This is a genomic window from Pseudomonas sp. 32A (assembly GCF_052682255.1).
In genome coordinates, this window is record NZ_JBQYLY010000001.1 from 7,178,617 (window position 1) to 7,195,119 (window position 16,503).

General features: G+C 59.2%; 12 protein-coding genes and 2 pseudogenes. 10 read left to right on the forward strand and 4 right to left on the reverse strand.

All coding sequences use genetic code 11. The features are described 5' to 3' along the window. Positions 1-12: 12 nt before the first annotated feature. Positions 13-2,184: a putative bifunctional diguanylate cyclase/phosphodiesterase gene (locus ACUN0G_RS32805; protein WP_445575457.1), complete on the forward strand. Its 2,172-nt coding sequence runs from the start codon at positions 13-15 to the stop codon at positions 2,182-2,184. A gap of 95 nt (positions 2,185-2,279) precedes the next feature. On the opposite strand, the pseudogene ACUN0G_RS32810 reads toward ACUN0G_RS32805, so the two are convergent. Beyond that, positions 2,280-3,383: pseudogene (locus ACUN0G_RS32810) on the reverse strand (IS5 family transposase). 66 nt (positions 3,384-3,449) lie between these two features. Between ACUN0G_RS32810 and ACUN0G_RS32815 the strand changes: the two are divergent. The 9 genes and pseudogenes from ACUN0G_RS32815 to ACUN0G_RS32855 form a co-directional block, all read left to right on the forward strand. Beyond that, positions 3,450-4,384 (forward strand): annotated as a pseudogene (locus ACUN0G_RS32815) (SphA family protein); the annotation flags it as partial. 226 nt (positions 4,385-4,610) lie between these two features. Then, positions 4,611-5,663, forward strand: a complete 1,053-nt coding sequence (locus ACUN0G_RS32820; RefSeq protein ID WP_445575458.1) for an ABC transporter substrate-binding protein — start codon at positions 4,611-4,613, stop codon at positions 5,661-5,663. Between the two features lie 322 nt (positions 5,664-5,985). Beyond that, positions 5,986-6,912, forward strand: coding sequence for an ABC transporter permease (locus tag ACUN0G_RS32825; RefSeq protein WP_445575459.1), 927 nt, complete (start codon positions 5,986-5,988; stop codon positions 6,910-6,912). Further along, entirely contained in the window at positions 6,913-7,707 is a 795-nt protein-coding gene (locus ACUN0G_RS32830; RefSeq protein ID WP_445575460.1) for an ABC transporter permease, read from the forward strand. A 275-nt stretch (positions 7,708-7,982) separates the two neighbouring features. Further along, complete coding sequence (locus ACUN0G_RS32835) at positions 7,983-9,443, forward strand: NAD-dependent succinate-semialdehyde dehydrogenase (protein WP_445575461.1); 1,461 nt, start codon at positions 7,983-7,985, stop codon at positions 9,441-9,443. A gap of 159 nt (positions 9,444-9,602) precedes the next feature. Then, on the forward strand, positions 9,603-10,691 hold the full coding sequence (locus ACUN0G_RS32840; protein ID WP_445575462.1) for an ABC transporter ATP-binding protein: 1,089 nt from the start codon (positions 9,603-9,605) through the stop codon (positions 10,689-10,691). Between the two features lie 262 nt (positions 10,692-10,953). Then, a complete protein-coding gene (gabT, locus tag ACUN0G_RS32845; RefSeq protein WP_445575463.1) occupies positions 10,954-12,243 on the forward strand; it encodes a 4-aminobutyrate--2-oxoglutarate transaminase in 1,290 nt (429 codons plus the stop codon). Between the two features lie 97 nt (positions 12,244-12,340). After that, positions 12,341-13,027 carry a hypothetical protein gene (locus ACUN0G_RS32850; RefSeq protein ID WP_445575464.1) on the forward strand — a complete coding sequence of 229 codons (687 nt, stop codon included), beginning with the start codon at positions 12,341-12,343 and terminating at the stop codon, positions 13,025-13,027. 38 nt (positions 13,028-13,065) lie between these two features. Next, positions 13,066-13,557 carry an Lrp/AsnC family transcriptional regulator gene (locus ACUN0G_RS32855; RefSeq protein ID WP_445575465.1) on the forward strand — a complete coding sequence of 164 codons (492 nt, stop codon included), beginning with the start codon at positions 13,066-13,068 and terminating at the stop codon, positions 13,555-13,557. Between the two features lie 84 nt (positions 13,558-13,641). Here the strand turns inward: ACUN0G_RS32855 and ACUN0G_RS32860 are convergent, their stop codons facing one another. From ACUN0G_RS32860 to ACUN0G_RS32870, 3 genes are read right to left on the reverse strand one after another with little or no spacing between them, the layout of a single operon-like run. Continuing rightward, positions 13,642-14,352 carry a cupin domain-containing protein gene (locus ACUN0G_RS32860; RefSeq protein WP_445575466.1) on the reverse strand — a complete coding sequence of 237 codons (711 nt, stop codon included), beginning with the start codon at positions 14,350-14,352 and terminating at the stop codon, positions 13,642-13,644. A 15-nt stretch (positions 14,353-14,367) separates the two neighbouring features. Then, positions 14,368-15,651, reverse strand: coding sequence for an NAD(P)/FAD-dependent oxidoreductase (locus ACUN0G_RS32865; protein WP_445575467.1), 1,284 nt, complete (start codon positions 15,649-15,651; stop codon positions 14,368-14,370). Positions 15,652-15,711: 60 nt separating this feature from the next. Continuing rightward, positions 15,712-16,416, reverse strand: a complete 705-nt coding sequence (locus ACUN0G_RS32870; RefSeq protein WP_445575468.1) for an HAD-IA family hydrolase — start codon at positions 16,414-16,416, stop codon at positions 15,712-15,714. Between the last annotated feature and the right edge of the window lie 87 nt (positions 16,417-16,503).

A 16,503-nucleotide genomic window follows, 5' to 3' on the forward strand; every position in this document is an offset into this window, starting at 1 on the left:
GGAGTTCTAGCGATGCCCCATATCCTCAACGAGGAACAGCGTCTCAGCACCTTGGCAGAATATCGGATCTGGGATACACCCCAGTCTGGCGATTTTGATCGATTAGCTCGCCTCGCGTCCTCGCTCTTTAATGTACCCATCGTGCTGATTTCGTTAGTGGGACGCGACCGACAGTTTATCAAAGCACGGGTCGGGATCGATATCTGCGAAACAAGCCGTGAGGTTTCCTTCTGCGCGCATGCGATTTTACAAGACGACATCTTGTTCGTTCCGGATGCATTGAATGATCCACGATTTTCTTCTAACCCCCTAGTATTAGGCCCGCCGTTTATCCGTTTCTACGCTGGTAAGCCATTGGTTACTTCTAATGGACATAGCCTTGGCACTATCTGTTTGATTGACAGCGAGCCTCGGATGACGTTTGGCGAAGAGGATCGCAAGAATATATCGGATTTAGCTGAGCTGGTGATGGACCGCATGGAAATGCGCCGTCTCGAGTATGCTAAGACTGTCAGCCTGGCAAGGTTTGAAAATATCGCGGGAACGTCTCCTGATGCGATCATCTGCTCCGACGTGGAAGGAAAAATCACCTTTTGGAATCGATCCGCCGAAAAGCTTTTTGGCTATTTAGCGAGTGAGATCGCTGATAAGTCGGGCGCTATAGTGATACCCGAAAGTTGGCGGGCTATCTATGATGCCGAAATGGTACGGCTGAGAACCGGCGAAAAAATGGAGCTTGCGAACCAGACCGTTGAACTCTCAGGTTTACATAAGGATGGGAGCGAATTTCCTGCCGAGTTTTCACTATCTACTTGGGGGGAGGGAGATAAAGTCAGCGTCGGTGCCATCGTGCGCGATATCACCGAACGGCGTCAGAATGAAGAGCGATTGTTCCGATTGGCATCACTCGACCCCTTGACCGATCTTCCGAATAGAAGTGCCTGGCGCGCCGCTCTAACAGCAACACTTCATGCTGGAGAGTCTGCAACTGTTATCCTTTTCGATCTTGACGGTTTTAAGGAAGTCAACGACACACTGGGTCATTCAGCTGGGGATGCTGTATTAAAAGATGTGGCGTCCCGTATGAAGTCTGTTTGCAAAAAACCCCTCATGTTGGGAAGGTTAGGAGGGGATGAATTTGTTGTTTTAATGGCCGGTGATAACGTGAGAGCGGCAAGAGCTCTGGCTGAGCAGTTGGTATTAGCCATTTCAAAACCTTATGAATTCGCTGGACAATCTATATCCACCGGCGTAAGCATAGGTGTGTCATTCGCTCCTATACATGGAAGTAGGCCTGAGGACTTGCTGGGCGCTGCGGATCTAGCACTCTATAAAGCCAAAGCAGCAGGTAAAGGCCGCTATGAGCTCTTCATACCCGCTTTCCGAGACGTAGCGATCGCCCGGCGTATCTTTGAGCGTGAATTACAACTTGCCTTCGAAAATGATGAATTCGAACTTTTCTATCAACCACAAATAGCGACCGGTACACGTAAGCTGACTGGCGCTGAGGCACTAATGCGTTGGCGCCATCCTTCACGAGGCTTGCTTTCGCCCGCGTCATTCATTGACGTGCTCGGTGACAAGCCTATAGCTGCCGCGGTGGGCGAATGGGCATTGCGCACGGCCTGCAAGCAAGCTGTGACATGGCGGGTGGACGATCCCACGTTCCGGATAGGCGTCAACTTATTTGATGCTCAATTGCGTTCAGGGCGACTACTCGCTGTTGTTAGAGATGTACTTGCAGAGTCGGGCCTCCCTCCCGAAGCTCTCGAACTAGAGATTGTTGAGAACATCCTGCTACGTCGGGATAAAATAACAGTTCGGCTGTTAAATGGGCTGCGAGAGCTTGGAGTAGGACTCGCTTTTGACGACTACGGCACAGGCTTCGCCTCGCTGAGCTTGTTGAAACAGTATCCTGTCACGCGCCTGAAAATTGACCGCTCCTTTATTCGTGAGCTGAACATTAACCAAGGTGATGCTGCGGTTGTGAAAGCAGTCATTTATCTCGGCAAAAGTTTCGGTCTCGGCGTCATTGCTGAAGGTGTAGAGACTGAGGCGCAGCTTGATTTCCTCACCGCTAATGAATGCTTTGAAGCCCAAGGGTATCTATTCGGGAAGCCTGTGCCTAGTTCGGAGTTCTCGGATCGATTCATTTGTCGGAAACCAACTACGTCACGCGAGTGACCTCACCTATGAAAATCAGGCCATAGTACTCCTCACAACGCGATACAGCGTCACTATGGTGTGTTCGCCATCCGCTTAGGAGGGTGTAGACAAAATCAAGTAGTAAGCCGACGAGCAAGCATGCGAGCTTCGGCCAGCCACACCCAAGCCTCGCTCACGGCAAACAATCGGTCGTGGTGCATGATTAGTCGCCGGGCCCTCTCGTTCCAGGCATGAGTTCGCTCCACTACCCAGCGCTTGGGCATCACTACAAAACCGGTCGGAGCAGGGGCTATAGCAAACATATCCCCTTGCTATGAATGCCATTTCCCTGTTCGCCGGTTGTTTGGCCCACGGATCACTTGAACATCGACGGCGTGTGTTTGATTTATGCGTTGAGCCCATTTTCCGGCGTATGCACTATCAACGAACAGCGTATCCAATGACGGATATTTCTCCTTCGAGTACGCCACTGCGGCGTCCGCAGCGTCCCGATCCTGCACGCTTGCTGCGCTGATGCTCACCGCCAGCAGCAGCCCCAGCGTATCTACTATCAGACTTCGCTTGCGTCCCTTTACCTTCTTACCAGCATCAAATCCACTGTCCCCTCCCTGTGGAGAGCTGCGGGTTGATTGCGAATCCAGGATAGCCGCTGACGGAGCGTTAGCGCGATCCTCCCTGTCCCGCCATTGCGTGCGCAAGCGATCATGCATCTGCTCGAATCTCCCCTGAAGACTCCACCGGCGAAAGGTCTTGTAGACATTGTCCCAGTGAGGAAACTCGTGCGGAAGCATGCGCCAGGAGCATCCTGTGCGTACCACATAACAGCAGGCTTCGAGCAGCGTCCGTCGAGAGTGACGCGGTAGCACGCCACGATCACCCTCGGTTTCAAACAGATCGCAGACCACTGCCCATTCAGCATCGGTCAGGCAGCTAGGGTATCGCTGCTCCGGCAACTGGCGTCGGTGCGTGTCGTTATAACCATAGGACTTACGCGGTTCGGGTGACACGAAGCTGCCCTTGGCACGCTGCTTAATGCGTGTAATCCCAGCCAGCGTCAAAGCCTTTGCAAAGGTATCGGGATGAGCACTGATACCCGTTGCATCGTGGAACGCATCCGCTAGTTCAGCTTGGCCGAAAAAGGGGTGGGCATGGGCGAGCTTGACCAGTATTGGGTACTGCTCTGCGGAAATCGCAGGTGGTCGTCCGGTTCGAGGCATGGCTTCAAGGCCGTTCAGGCGGAAGGAGTAGTAAGGGTAGTTTATTTTGTCTACACCCTCGTAGAAGCTGTAGCCGCCAACGGCCCTCCACCGCCTAGCGTTGGGGAACCGAACGGGATGAATCTCGGAGGCACCAGTTTTTACGATGGGTTTGCTGGCTTACCTGGCTTTTCGTTACAGCAATACTTGAGATTCACCAGCGCCAGTTCTATTCGCGATAACTCGGGCAAGGACATCAAAGATTTCGATAACCCGAAGGTTAATGTCACCAGCCTGATCAACCAACTCAGCTATTACTCGCCCAATACAATTGGCGCAGTCGCACACCTGCGCTGGAGCATCCTTGTGCCGATCATTTCACTCGACGGCGACTTTGGTAACAACGGACCGCAACTCAAGGACAACGCCACCGGCATCGGCGACGTCACCACCGGTCCGCTGGTGCAGTTCGATCCTATCGTCGATGAACATGGGCGACCTGTTTTCGTCCAGCGCTTGGCACTGGACGTGTTGTTACCCACGGTAAATATGATGAACACAAGGACTTCAACCAAAGCTCTAACTTTTACTCGATCAATCCATTCTGGGCGGCGACCTGGATGCCCGCTATCCGCTGGGAAGTGAGCTGGCGGTTGCACTATCTGTACAACTTCAAAAACAAAGATCCAGCCAGCAGTTCAGTGCAATTGTTTAAAGGCCAGCCTGTGCGTGATACCCAGGCAGGCAAAGCGGCATGGGTTAATTTTACCGCCTCCTATTAAGTGATACCCAAAGTGTCGGTAGGCCTCAATGGGTACTATTTCAAGCAACTAAGCGATGACGAGGTCAATGGTCAACAACTCGCCGACTCCCGCGAAAAAGTGCTTGGGATTGGCCCGGGGATTTTCTGCAAAATAGGCGATGGTGACGGTGCCTGGGTTAACACCTACCGTGAGTCGGAAGTAGAGAACCGAGCACGCAATGACTATGTCGTGCAGGTACGTTACGCACACACCTTTTGAGGGCAAAAGCATCATCCTCGATGCAGCGATACATCGAGGGTGGCGCTTGACGCACGAAGTACCGTGGACGCTCCCATCTTCGCAATAAACCACTTTTCATCCGCGCATTTGTAGCCGCTTCGTTCATGGACAAGCCGGTACATTAGATCTCCATGGTCCCGCAGAGCGACCGACAACAAAACCTACAGCTCGCCTTAGAAATCTGCCAACCATTCGGAGTTTTTCCATGAGCACATTGCGCACTCCAGCTTTCCAACTCGCGAGCCTGGCCCTGTTCATCGGTGGCGCCAGCCAGGCCATGGCCGAGGACATCACATTCGTTTCCCAGGGAGGTGCCTATCAGGAGGCACAGAGTAAGGCGATTCTCGAACGGGCCGCGAAAAAACTCGGCCTGACACTCAAGCAGGACAGTTCACCGAAGGCCTACCCGATCATCAAGACCCAGGTCGAGAGCGGCAAGGTCACCTGGGACGTGGTCGACCTGCCCACCGGGGATTGCATCCGGGGCGAAGCCGAAGGCTTGTTCGAGAAGCTCGACCTGTCCCTGATTCCCAACGCTTCGCAGATCCCCGACAGCCTCAAGGACGAATACAGCGTCGGCTACATCAGTTACTCCACGGTGCTGGCGTATCGGACGGATGCCTTCAAGGGCGACAACGTACCCAGGACCTGGGCCGATTTCTGGGACATCAAGAAGTTTCCAGGCCAACGGTCCCTGCGCAACTTGCCGCGCCCGACCCTGGAAATCGCCTTACTGGCGGACGGCGTGCCGGTGGACAAGCTCTACCCACTGGACGTTGATCGCGCGTTCAAGAAGCTCGAACAGATCAAGCCCGACATCGCCACCTGGTGGACATCCGGCGGGCAGTCGGCGCAGTTGATCAGCGACGGCGAAGTGGACATGATCCAGGCTTGGAACGGCCGGATCACCGCCGTGCAGGCCGCCGGCGCACCGGTATCCTTCGATTACAACCAAGGCGTGCTGGAAACCAACTCACTCTGTGTACTCAAGGGGTCCCCGCACAAGGTGGCGGCGATGAAGTTCGTCAACGAAGCCATCGATGCCAAACTCCAGGCGGCTCTGCCGATGATCATCGACTACGGCCCGCTGAATCCCGAAGCGTTCAAGACCGGGGTGATCCCGGCCGAGCGCGAGGCCAAACTGCCGTCCTCTCCAGAAAACATCTCCCGCCAGGCCCTGCTTTCGGCGCAATGGTGGGCATCGGAAGCCGGGGTCAAGGCAGAAGAGCGCTGGCTGGCCTTCGTCCAGAAAAAATGATGGCCGATTGATGCTGCGCCGCGGACCAGAAGCCTCGGCGCAGGACATGCCGTCTGCCTCCCCGATTTCGACATAAAGCACTTCGGCACCGGCCAATTCCACCCGCTTCGTTCGTTGGCATCCCGGTACATTAGGCCTGAGGGTCCCGCAGAGTGACCTGTGCAGACAACTCGCGCTCGCCCTAAGTACCTGCCCACCATTGGGAGTTCCTTACATGACACTAACCGAGTACCGCACCTTGCAGTCCGCGAGGACGATTGCCGCCAGCCCTGTCAGCCAGCGCTGTATTCCCTCCAGCCCCCAGCAGTGACGAGAGGTCTTTATGTCAAACGCCTATCTCGCCAAATCCATGCCTGACTCCAGCGACCAGCCCCAGCCGCCGTTGACCAGCGAAGACGCCCTGGCCCGCGAAGAGCGCAAGGAACACACCTCGATGCTGTTGCTGCTCACCCCTGCGCTGGTGATGGTGGTGGTGCTGTTGATCATGCCACTGTGCTGGCTGGCCTTGCAGTCGGTCCAGACCGAGGAAGGGTTTTCCCTGGCCAACTACATCCGGATTTTCCAGGAAGCTATCTACTGGGACACCTTCGCCCTGACCTTCAAGATCAGCTTCATGGTGACCATCCTGTCGATCGTGATGGGCTTCCCCATCGCCTACGCCGCCTCGCGCCTGCAGGGTTTCTGGGCCAACCTGATCCTGATCTGCGTGATCCTACCGTTCTGGACCAGCGTGCTGGTGCGTGCCTATGCCTGGCTGGTGCTGTTGCAACGCCGCGGGCTGGTCAACCAGACGCTGATGGACCTGGGCATCATCGACCAGCCCCTGACGCTGATGCACAACACCACCGGTACGGTGATCGGCACCCTGCACGTGATGTTGCCCTTCATGGTCCTGCCGCTGTATTCGGTGATGAAGAAGATTCCCCAGGACCTCATGCAAGCCTCGGAAAGCCTGGGCGCAAAACCCTTCTACACCTTCCGCCGCGTGTTCCTGCCCATGGCGGCTCCCGGGATCATGGCCGGTTCGATCCTGGTCTTCGTCATCTGCCTGGGCTTCTTCATCACCCCTGAACTGCTCGGTGGCGGCCGCACGATCCTGGTGTCGATGCTGGTGCAACGCAATGTCGAGTTGTACCACGCCTGGGGCGCCGCCAGTGCGGTCGGCCTCGTGCTGCTGTTCGTGGTGTTCCTGATTTTCTGGGGCATCAACCGCTTCATTCCCATCGAACGCATCCTGGGAGCTCGCTAAATGAACCTGCTTGCCAACCTGCGTCACCGGCGCGTGTCCCACGTGCTGTTCACCCTCGTGGTCGCGTTGTTCCTGCTGTACCTGATCATCCCGGTGTTGATTGTGGTGCCCATGTCGTTTTCCGAAGCGCGCTTCCTGCAGTTCCCGCCCAAGCAATGGTCATTCCATTGGTACGAGGCATTCTTCAACAGCGTGGAGTGGATGTCGGCGGCACGGGTCAGCCTGATCACGGCCTTCTTCACCATGGCAATCAGCCTGCCGATCGGCATGGCGGCCGCCTACGCCATCAACAATTCGAGCCTGAAGGTGGTGCGCACGCTGCAGATCATTCTGCTGCTGCCTATGATGGTGCCGATCATTCTGATCGCCGCCGGCGTGTTCTTCGTGTATGCCCGGGTCGGCCTGATCAGCACGCTTACCGGGCTGGTGCTGGCGCACATCATGCTCGCCCTGCCCTATGTGATCATCGCGCTGCTGGCCGGCTTTCGTAATTTCGACATGTCGCAAGAGATGGTGGCGCGCAGCCTGGGCATGAACCGCTTCCGGGCGTTCATGGCCGTGACCCTGCCGCAGATCAAGCCGAGCGTGGTGTCGGCCACGCTGTTCGCCTTCATCACCTCGCTGGATGAAACCGTGGTGGCCCTGTTCATCTCCGGTGGCGACAACCAGACCCTGACCAAACGCATGTTCACGGCACTGCGTGACGAGATCGACCCGACCATTGCCGCCATCAGCTCGATCCTGATCCTGGCCTCCCTGATCCTGGTGGTGATCGCCGGACGCAACAAGCAGTAACCGTTCCCGCAGAAACACTGTTGCCCGCCGCCTGGGCGGTGCGCCGGACATTATCGATGTACGCGCTGCACCGCCCAGGCGGGCAACGTCGTTTCGGGGGCTTTGTTGCGCACCGGTCTCTCACCCGCCACCCGGCCATTTCCAACCCCAGCACAGCCTGCCGTCACGCGCCTTATTTCAGCATCTATCACCCGTGCGCAGGCTCATCTCGGCATCGGCCACTGGACGGGGCTTTTTACAATGGGCCCACCGTTCGCACCCTCAAGGCCCTGATCATGTTGAAAAACCAACTGCGTGACCCTTCCCTGCTTGTCGAACGCGCCTACGTCAATGGCGCCTGGATCGAGGCCGATGACGGCGCGACGATCGACGTGACCAACCCCGCCGATGGCAGCGTAATTGCCCAGGTCCCGGCGTTGCAGGCCGCTGAAACCCGCCGTGCGATCGAAGCCGCGCAAGCGCGCTTCGTCGCCTGGCGCGAAGTGCCTGCTGCCGAACGCGCGCGCTACTTGGAGGTGTGGTTCAGCCTGATCATGGAAAACCAGGAAGACCTGGCACTGATCATGACCACCGAACAAGGCAAACCGCTGACCGAGTCCCGCGGCGAAATCGCCTACGGCGCCAGTTTCGTCAAGTGGTTCGCCGAGGAAGCCCGGCGCATCTATGGCGATACGATCCCTTCGCCGGCTGCCGACCGGCGCATTCTGGTACTCAAGCAACCCATCGGTGTCGTCGCGGCCATCACCCCCTGGAACTTCCCGAACGCGATGATCACCCGCAAATGCGCGCCCGCACTGGCGGCCGGTTGCACGGTATTGGTCAAGCCGTCGGAGATGACCCCGCTGTCGGCCCTGGCGCTGGCGGTACTGGCTGAGCGCGCGGGCATCCCGGCCGGCGTGTTCAACGTCCTGACCGGCCTGCCTGCCGAGGTCGGCGGCGAGATGACCGCCAACCCCGATGTGCGTAAGCTGTCGTTCACCGGTTCCACCCGGATCGGTCAGTTGCTGATGAGCCAATGCGCCGCCACCATCAAGCGCCTGAGCCTGGAACTGGGTGGCAACGCGCCGTTCATTGTCTTCGACGACGCCGACCTTGACCTGGCCATCGCCGGTGTCATGCAAAGCAAGTTCCGCAATGCCGGCCAGACCTGCGTGTGCGCCAACCGCATCTTGGTGCAGGACGGCATCTACGACCGTTTTGCCGAGCGCCTGAGCGCTGCCGTTGCCGAGTTGAAAGTCGGCGACTGCCTGCAAAGCGGTGTCACCATCGGGCCACTGATCAACGCCGCCGCCGTGGACAAGGTGGCACGGCACATCAACGACGCCCTGGAGAAAGGCGCGAGCATCGCCATCGGTGGCGTTCCGCAGGACGAGGGGCTGTATGTGCAACCGACCGTGCTGCGCGATGCCAACGCCGACATGCTACTGGCCACGGAAGAAACCTTCGGACCGGTCGCTCCGCTGTTCCGTTTCAAGGATGAGGCCGAAGCACTGACCCTGGCCAATTCCACGCCCTATGGCCTGGGCGCCTACTACTTCACCCAGGACATGCGCCGCGCCTGGCGCGTCGGTGAGCGCCTGGAGTTCGGCATGGTCGGGCTCAACACCGGGATCATCTCCATGGAAGTGGCGCCCTTCGGTGGCATGAAGCAATCAGGCACCGGTCGCGAAGGCTCCAAGTATGGCTTGGACGAGTTTCTCGAGGTGAAGGCCTGGCACATCGGCGGCCTGGATTGATCGAGGCAGGCGTAAAGCAGCCTGTAGTCCCCCACTCGCGCCGGACAGCAGATCCTGTTGGTCCGGCGCCCCAAAACAGCACGAATCAGGCCTGCGCCTGTGTTCAGATAACCAGCAGGCTTATCGGGTAATCCCTGGTTCTACAGAGGACGACGCTTCATGAATTTCACTGAAGGTTTTGAATCGGTCAGCGTTAACAAGGTGTGCAAGCACTACGGCAACCTCAAGGCGTTGAACAACGTTGACCTCAAGGTCGAAGCCGGGGAATTCATGTCATTGCTTGGCCCGTCCGGTTCGGGCAAGACCACCTTATTGAGCATCCTGGGTGGTTTCATCCGGGTCAGTTCCGGCAGCATTTTATTCGGCGAGCGCGACGTCACCCTGATGCCGCCGCACAAGCGCGAAATCGGCGTGGTGTTCCAAAACTACGCGCTGTTCCCGCACATGACCGTTGGCGAGAACGTGGCCTTTCCGCTGCGTGCCCGTGGTGAAAGCGCCAGCAAAAGCCGCGACCGGGTCAAGAGCGCCCTGGCGACCGTGGAGCTGTCCGGCTATGAAGACCGCAATATCGCGGCGCTGTCCGGCGGGCAGCGTCAACGCGTGGCCCTGGCCCGCGCCATCGTCTTCGAACCCAAACTGATCCTGATGGACGAACCGCTGTCGGCCCTGGACAAGCAACTACGTGAAATCATGCAGATCGAACTGCGTGCCCTGCACAAACGCCTGGGCGCCACCATGATCTACGTGACCCACGATCAACGCGAAGCCCTGACCATGAGCGACCGTATCGCAATCATGCGCGGCGGCCAGTTGGTGCAGGTCGATACACCGCGTCGCCTGCACGATCACCCGGCCGACGATTTCGTCGCCAGCTTCATCGGCGAGAGTACCCTGGTGCCGCTGCAACGCAGCTCGGACAACGGCTTGACCCTAGGCAGCACGGCCCTGCGCACCACCCGCCCGGTGCCGGCATCGGGGGATGTGTTCCTGGCTCTGCAATCGGAAAAACTGCTGCTGGACAACGACAGCTCGGGACCGGAATGGAACCGTCTGCGTGGCCGCGTGGCCGACATCGTTTTCCAGGGCGAAAGCCTGAAGGTGTTCGTCGACCTCGAAGGCGGGCCAACGGTCAGCCTGCGCCAACCCAGCCATCACGAAGGCAACCTAAGCCTGCCGCCCATTGGCGCGCCCATGATGATGCGCCTGCACCCGGAAGACACCATCGTCGTGCCTCGCGCCGGGGTTTGATTCACCCGGAACCTTTCGGCCCGTAGCAGCACGGTTTGTCGGCATTTGCGATGCAGAGTCCCGCCGACAAACCGCCCTGCCACGGGCCCATGTCGTTTCTGGCACAGACGATACCCGGCTCCCTGCGCAGCGAAATATTTCGTCACACCCCTGCAAAACAGTCGATCACAGCGCCCGACGCCCCAAGTTCAGCGCTTGTGGTTCCAGGCAATCCTTATCCTGATGACATCGCCCGCCACCTTCGGCGTTCATGGAGATCGAGATGAATTCTGCACTGACTGAAAACCAACGCCTGATAGCCCTGCGCGAACAGCATGTACCGCGTGGCATCGCCACTGCCCATCCGGTTGTTGCAGCACGCACTCAGGGCGCCGAACTGTGGGATGTCGATGGCAAGCGTTACCTGGACTTCGTCGGCGGTATTGGCGTGCTGAACGTGGGCCATAACCATCCGAAGGTGGTCGAGGCCGTGCGTCGGCAGGTCGGCGAGATCTCCCACGCCAGCTTCCAGGTGGTGGCCTACGAGAACTACATCCAGGTGGCCGCCCGCCTGAACAAACTGGTCGGCGGCGATGCCCACTACAAAAGCGTGCTGTTCACTTCCGGCGCCGAAGCCGTCGAGAACGCGGTGAAGATCGCCCGTGGCTACACCAACCGCACGGCGGTGATTTCCTTTCGCGGCAGCTTCCACGGCCGTACGCTGCTGGGTGTGACCCTGACCGGCATGAGCCAGCCCTACAAGCAGAACTTCGGCCCCTTCCCCGCCGAGATCTATCATGCCACCTACCCCAACGCCTATCGCGGTGTCAGCAGCGATGACGCGCTGGCCGAGCTGGATGAGCTGTTCGCCACCGATGTGGCGCCGGATCGTGTCGCCGCGATCATCATCGAACCGGTCCAGGGCGATGGCGGCTTCCTCGCCGCCCCCAGCGAATTCCTGCAAGCCCTGCGCGCCCGCTGCACCGAGCACGGCATTGTGCTGATCCTCGACGAGATCCAGGCGGGTTTCGGCCGTACCGGCACGATGTTCGGCTTCCAGCATGCCGACATCCAGCCTGACCTAGTGACCGTTGCCAAGAGCCTGGCCGGTGGCATGCCGCTGTCGGGCGTGGTCGGTCGCACCGAGATCATGGATGCGCCGGCCCCGGGTGGCCTGGGCGGCACTTATGGCGGCAATGCAGTCGCTTGTGCTGCGGCGCTGGCCGTGCTGGACCTGTTCGAAGAGCAGGATCTACTGGCACAAGGCGAGACACTGGCAGCCCAACTGCGTGACGGGTTGCTGGCCTTGCAGAAACGTTACCCGCGAATCGGTGACGTGCGCGGTCTGGGCTTCATGCAGGCGATCGAAATGGTCGCCGGCGACGCTGCCCGCAGCCCCGATGCAGCACTGGCGCAAAAGGTCATCGATGAAGCCCGCAACGCCGGTTTGCTGGTGATCAAGTGCGGCGTGCATCGCAACGTGGTGCGTTTCCTCGCGCCGCTGGTGACCACGCCGGAGCAAGTGGCAGAAGCCTTGCAGATGCTCGAAAAAGCGTTGGCCACCGCCTGCTGAACGCAGTAACGGTAACACCCGGCCCGACCTGCTCCGGCAGTGTCGGGCCCAGGGTTGAATCATGATGGAACCGGCATGGCCTACTCAGGAGCAAGTCATGAGAGTCACCCATTACAAGGCGTTGGGTCTGTCATTCGGCACGTTGGTTGACCGCGAACGGGGCATTCTCGAAGGCCTGCGACCGCTGGCAGTGCAAAGTGAATCCCGCGCCAGCGATGCGCAGTTACTCAGCACTTACCGACGAGTGGCGCAAGAGCTTGCCAGCAGTACACCGCAGGTCAGCGCAGCCGCTTTCCACGGCAAGCTTTACCAACGTGTGGCGCAACAATTGCAAATTATTCCGGGCCGGGATGAAAGTGTGGCATTCAGTAGCTCTTCATCCCTATGGCCGATTTTTGAAGACGCGCCCGGTGCCCTTCAGTACCTGGGCAAGTTCTACCGTTTGATACTGATCGCCCCACCTCAGGGTATCGATGTACTCGCCCTGGCCCGTCGCCTGCCGGTCGAGTTCGATGCGATCATCGAGCCCAGCGACGAGGATTGGCACAACAGCCTGGAAAGCGAGTTGCATCGCCTGGGGCTGGAGCGTTCGGAATTGTTACCGGTGCGCAGCACGGAAAGCGATGACCCGTGGATTGAGCGGGTGGATTTTCCGGTCTGCACACTCCGTCGCGGCCATGACCAGCCGTGGAACCATTCGCCTCAGGCAATGGACGGCAAGCGCTGTGAATACGCCAGCCTCGCTGACCTGGCCCATGCCCATCAAAAGGCATTGCACGCCTGAGTACGACGGCCCTGACTTGACATTGCGAGGATTGATCAATGGACGCTGCAACCAAGCTCGACCGTATCGACATCAACATCCTGGTCCAATTGCAGAAGGACGGGCGCATGACCAACGTCAGCCTCGCCGAAGCCGTTGCACTGTCGCCCAGCCCTTGCCTGCAACGTGTCAAACGCCTGGAGGCTGCCGGGTACATCAGCGGTTATGAAGCCCACGTCAATCTGGCCAAGTTCGCCAACTCGGTGACTGTGTTCACCGAAATGACCCTCTCGGATCACAAGCGTGCCGACTTCGTGAAATTCGAATCGAGCATCCGCAACATCGACGAAGTGCTGGAGTGCCACTTAATCAGTGGCGGCTACGACTACCTGGTGCGCTTCCTGTGCAGCAGCATTCAGCACTATCAGGAGCTGATGGAATCGATCCTCGACAAAAACATTGGCATCGAGAAGTACTTCAGCTACATCGTGATCAAATCCCCCGTGGTCAAGAGCACCGTGCCGTTGCGCAGCCTCGTTCGGGCGGTATAAACAAAACCTGCAGCTGTGCGGCTGGCCATCGTTGGTTAGCGCACAGCTGCAGGTCGGATGGGTCATGCAGCGCCTTTCCCGAACTCACGACAAGATACAGAACACCTTGCGCACGGTCTCCTCGCTGACCCACGCGTTGGTGGCGCCCTTAGGCACGATCACCGTCTCCCCCACCCGCACATGATGGCTGTCACCCTGTTCAGCCTGCAGCATCACCGAGCCTTCGAGAATAAACATCAGCTCGCTGTAACCCGGCTCGACCTGCTTGCGAGCGTACGCCTCGCATTGCCACAACCCGATGCGCAGGCTACCGGCGCTGAACAGGGTTTCACTCCAAGCCTTGGGCGTCGCGGTCAACAGCACATTGGCTGCTGGCGGGATCGCCGGCGCAAGCGGCTGGGACAGATCGATCCTGATGGGAGGGCTGGGCATTTGCGTGGAGGCTGAAAGCCCCGGAAACGCCATGAACAATCGACGCAATTGCCCGTGATGTTGCCAGCGCACACGGACTCCACGGGGCACGACGAAGCAATCCCCCGCCGTCAGTTGCAGGTCGAAACCCTCCCCCTGCAAACGCAGTTCTCCGGCTTCAACCACACCCAGTTCAGCCCAGGGAAACGCCTCGATCAGCAGGTTTGCCCCCGTGCTGACACTGCTGCCTGCGGCATAGCCCTGCACGGGGTCGTGGAAGTTGATGACACGCCCGGCCGCCAGCGGATCGCCCTGCAGGACGAACGCTGCGCAGGGCAATTGACGATCAGTGTGGGGGTGGGAGTAATGCAGAATCGGTGGCATACGCTTAACGCTCGCTCATCGGCCGATGATGTCTAGGAATTGCTGCCAGCCCGCCGCCAGGCGAACGCCCGGCGCCCGGAAGGCATGAAGAGGAATGGGGTTGAAATGCTCGCCCGAGAGCAAGCCGAGCTCGACCTTCTCGCCCGCCGTCATGGCGGCCAGTTGCTTGCCCATCCAGGTCGACATCGCGACCCCGCCACCGTTGTAGCCAATGGCGTAGTAGCTGCGATCATCGAGTTGCGCTGCATGGGGCAGGTAATCCAGGGTCATGGCCACCAGGCCCGACCAGCGATAGGCGATGGGCTGGTCGCGCAGGATCGGGAAAACATCGCCCATGCTGCGCTGCAAAGCATCGTACGCACCTTCTGAATCGCCCTTGCCGAACGCACCCCGCCCACCAAAAATCAAGCGATCGCCGATGACGCGGAACCAGCGCAACATGCGCTTGGTGTCACCACACACCTGCCCGCCCGGCATGATCGCGGCGAGAATGTGCGGCGGCAGGGGTTGCGTGGCGATGATCGCGCTGCGAAACGGAATCAACCTTCGATGCAACGTGTCGGTGGCTCGAGTCTGATCGGAATAACCGTTGGTGGCGTAGATTACTTGCCGGGCACTGACCCGCCCTTGCGGCGTCTGCACGATGACCCGATCACCTTTACGACGAACCTGCTCGGCCGGGCTGTTGATGAACATTTTCACGCCATGGTCAATCAGGCAGCGAGCCATGCCGCGCGCGTAATTCAAAGGGTGAATACCGCCGGCCTTGGGGGTCAGCAGGCCGCCGGCGAAGATCGTCGAGCCGGTCATTTCCCGCACCTGCTCGGCCGAGATCATCCGTGATGACGTACCGCCGGTTTCACGCTTGATCCAGTCCGCAGTGGATTCCAGAGCACCCAACGCATGGACGTTGTGCGCCGCGGCGATATGCCCGCCCAGGTGCAGCTCGACACCGGTCAGGCCAAGGGTTTCGACCATTTCCACCAGGCTGTCCACCGCGGCATAACCGGTGTGGTACATCTGCAACGCCGTGTCGCGGCCAAAGCGCGACATGAGCGCGGGGAAGCCAACCCGGAACTTCGGTGAGACCACTCCGCCGTTACGTCCACTGGCGCCCCAGGCCAGGGTATTGGCCTCGACGATGAGGGGCTCGCGGCCACTGCGGGCAATGTGATGGGCTGCCGAGAGACCGGTGTAACCCGCACCGATGATCACCACGTCGCACTGTCGCTCGCCTTCCAGGGATTGCAGCGCCGGTGCCGGTTGGGCGGTGGCCGCCCATAAGCTCAGAACAGTCATGCCAGCCTCTCGACTCAATAGGGATTGGCGCTCGCGGCCAGAGCCCGAGCGCCGAGGGGATCACCCCAACTCTTTCTCGACCGCGTCAGCCAGTTGTGCCAGCGAGGTAAAGTGGTAATGCGGCTCAGTGCGCTCCGATTCCAAGGTGCCGCCGGTGCCTTTCTGGGCAAAACGACGCTCGATCCAGCAGGTCTGATAACCCAGGCGCATGGCCACGCCGATGTCGTGATACTGGCTCTGGGCAACATGCAGGATGTTCTCGAACAGAATGCCCTGGGTCGCCAGCACACCCCGGGTGTAGGCAAAGAACTGCGGATCAGGTTTCTCGAAGCGCACATCGTCGACGGTGACCCGTACGTCGAACGGTTGGTCGAGGGTTTCGGCCATGTAGTTCAGGGCCCAGATCTGCGAGTTGGTGGTGGCCACCAGCTTGAAGTGCTTGCGCAGGCGCTTGAGTGCTTCGACCGAATCAGGGAATGCCGGGAAGTTCTTCACCGCCTGCGCCAGGCCCTTGGCGTAGTCGTCGTTGTCCGGCAGCCCCAGCTTGGAAGCGATGACGTGGTAGCAACGCTCCAGGTCATCCGGCCACCAGCCCGAGTCGGTGGAGGCGCGGGCCTCGCGGTAGGCTTTGAGAATCTCGTCGTCGCTGCGAGCCTTGCCCGCGTCACCCGCGACTTCGCGTACATGGGCCAGGATTCCGGCTTCGAAATCGATCAGGGTACCGACAACGTCAAACGTCAGGGCTTTGAACTGCGTGAAAGACATAGGGCGCTCCGCAAGAAAAGTCGTAAGGGTGAAACTGACTGGACAGGCCCATTATCTGCCCGCCTTCTCGCGAAATATTCTGTTTTG

Bases quoted from the DNA above. Each gene is read 5' to 3' on its own strand.
- ACUN0G_RS32805 (WP_445575457.1), top strand. From the start codon at position 13: ATGCCCCATATCCTCAACGAGGAACAGCGTCTCAGCACCTTGGCAGAA.
- ACUN0G_RS32820 (WP_445575458.1), top strand. From the start codon at position 4,611: ATGAGCACATTGCGCACTCCAGCTTTCCAACTCGCGAGCCTGGCCCTG.
- ACUN0G_RS32825 (WP_445575459.1), top strand. From the start codon at position 5,986: ATGTCAAACGCCTATCTCGCCAAATCCATGCCTGACTCCAGCGACCAG.
- ACUN0G_RS32830 (WP_445575460.1), top strand. From the start codon at position 6,913: ATGAACCTGCTTGCCAACCTGCGTCACCGGCGCGTGTCCCACGTGCTG.
- ACUN0G_RS32835 (WP_445575461.1), top strand. From the start codon at position 7,983: ATGTTGAAAAACCAACTGCGTGACCCTTCCCTGCTTGTCGAACGCGCC.
- ACUN0G_RS32840 (WP_445575462.1), top strand. From the start codon at position 9,603: ATGAATTTCACTGAAGGTTTTGAATCGGTCAGCGTTAACAAGGTGTGC.
- gabT (WP_445575463.1), top strand. From the start codon at position 10,954: ATGAATTCTGCACTGACTGAAAACCAACGCCTGATAGCCCTGCGCGAA.
- ACUN0G_RS32850 (WP_445575464.1), top strand. From the start codon at position 12,341: ATGAGAGTCACCCATTACAAGGCGTTGGGTCTGTCATTCGGCACGTTG.
- ACUN0G_RS32855 (WP_445575465.1), top strand. From the start codon at position 13,066: ATGGACGCTGCAACCAAGCTCGACCGTATCGACATCAACATCCTGGTC.
- ACUN0G_RS32860 (WP_445575466.1), bottom strand. From the start codon at position 14,352: ATGCCACCGATTCTGCATTACTCCCACCCCCACACTGATCGTCAATTG.
- ACUN0G_RS32865 (WP_445575467.1), bottom strand. From the start codon at position 15,651: ATGACTGTTCTGAGCTTATGGGCGGCCACCGCCCAACCGGCACCGGCG.
- ACUN0G_RS32870 (WP_445575468.1), bottom strand. From the start codon at position 16,416: ATGTCTTTCACGCAGTTCAAAGCCCTGACGTTTGACGTTGTCGGTACC.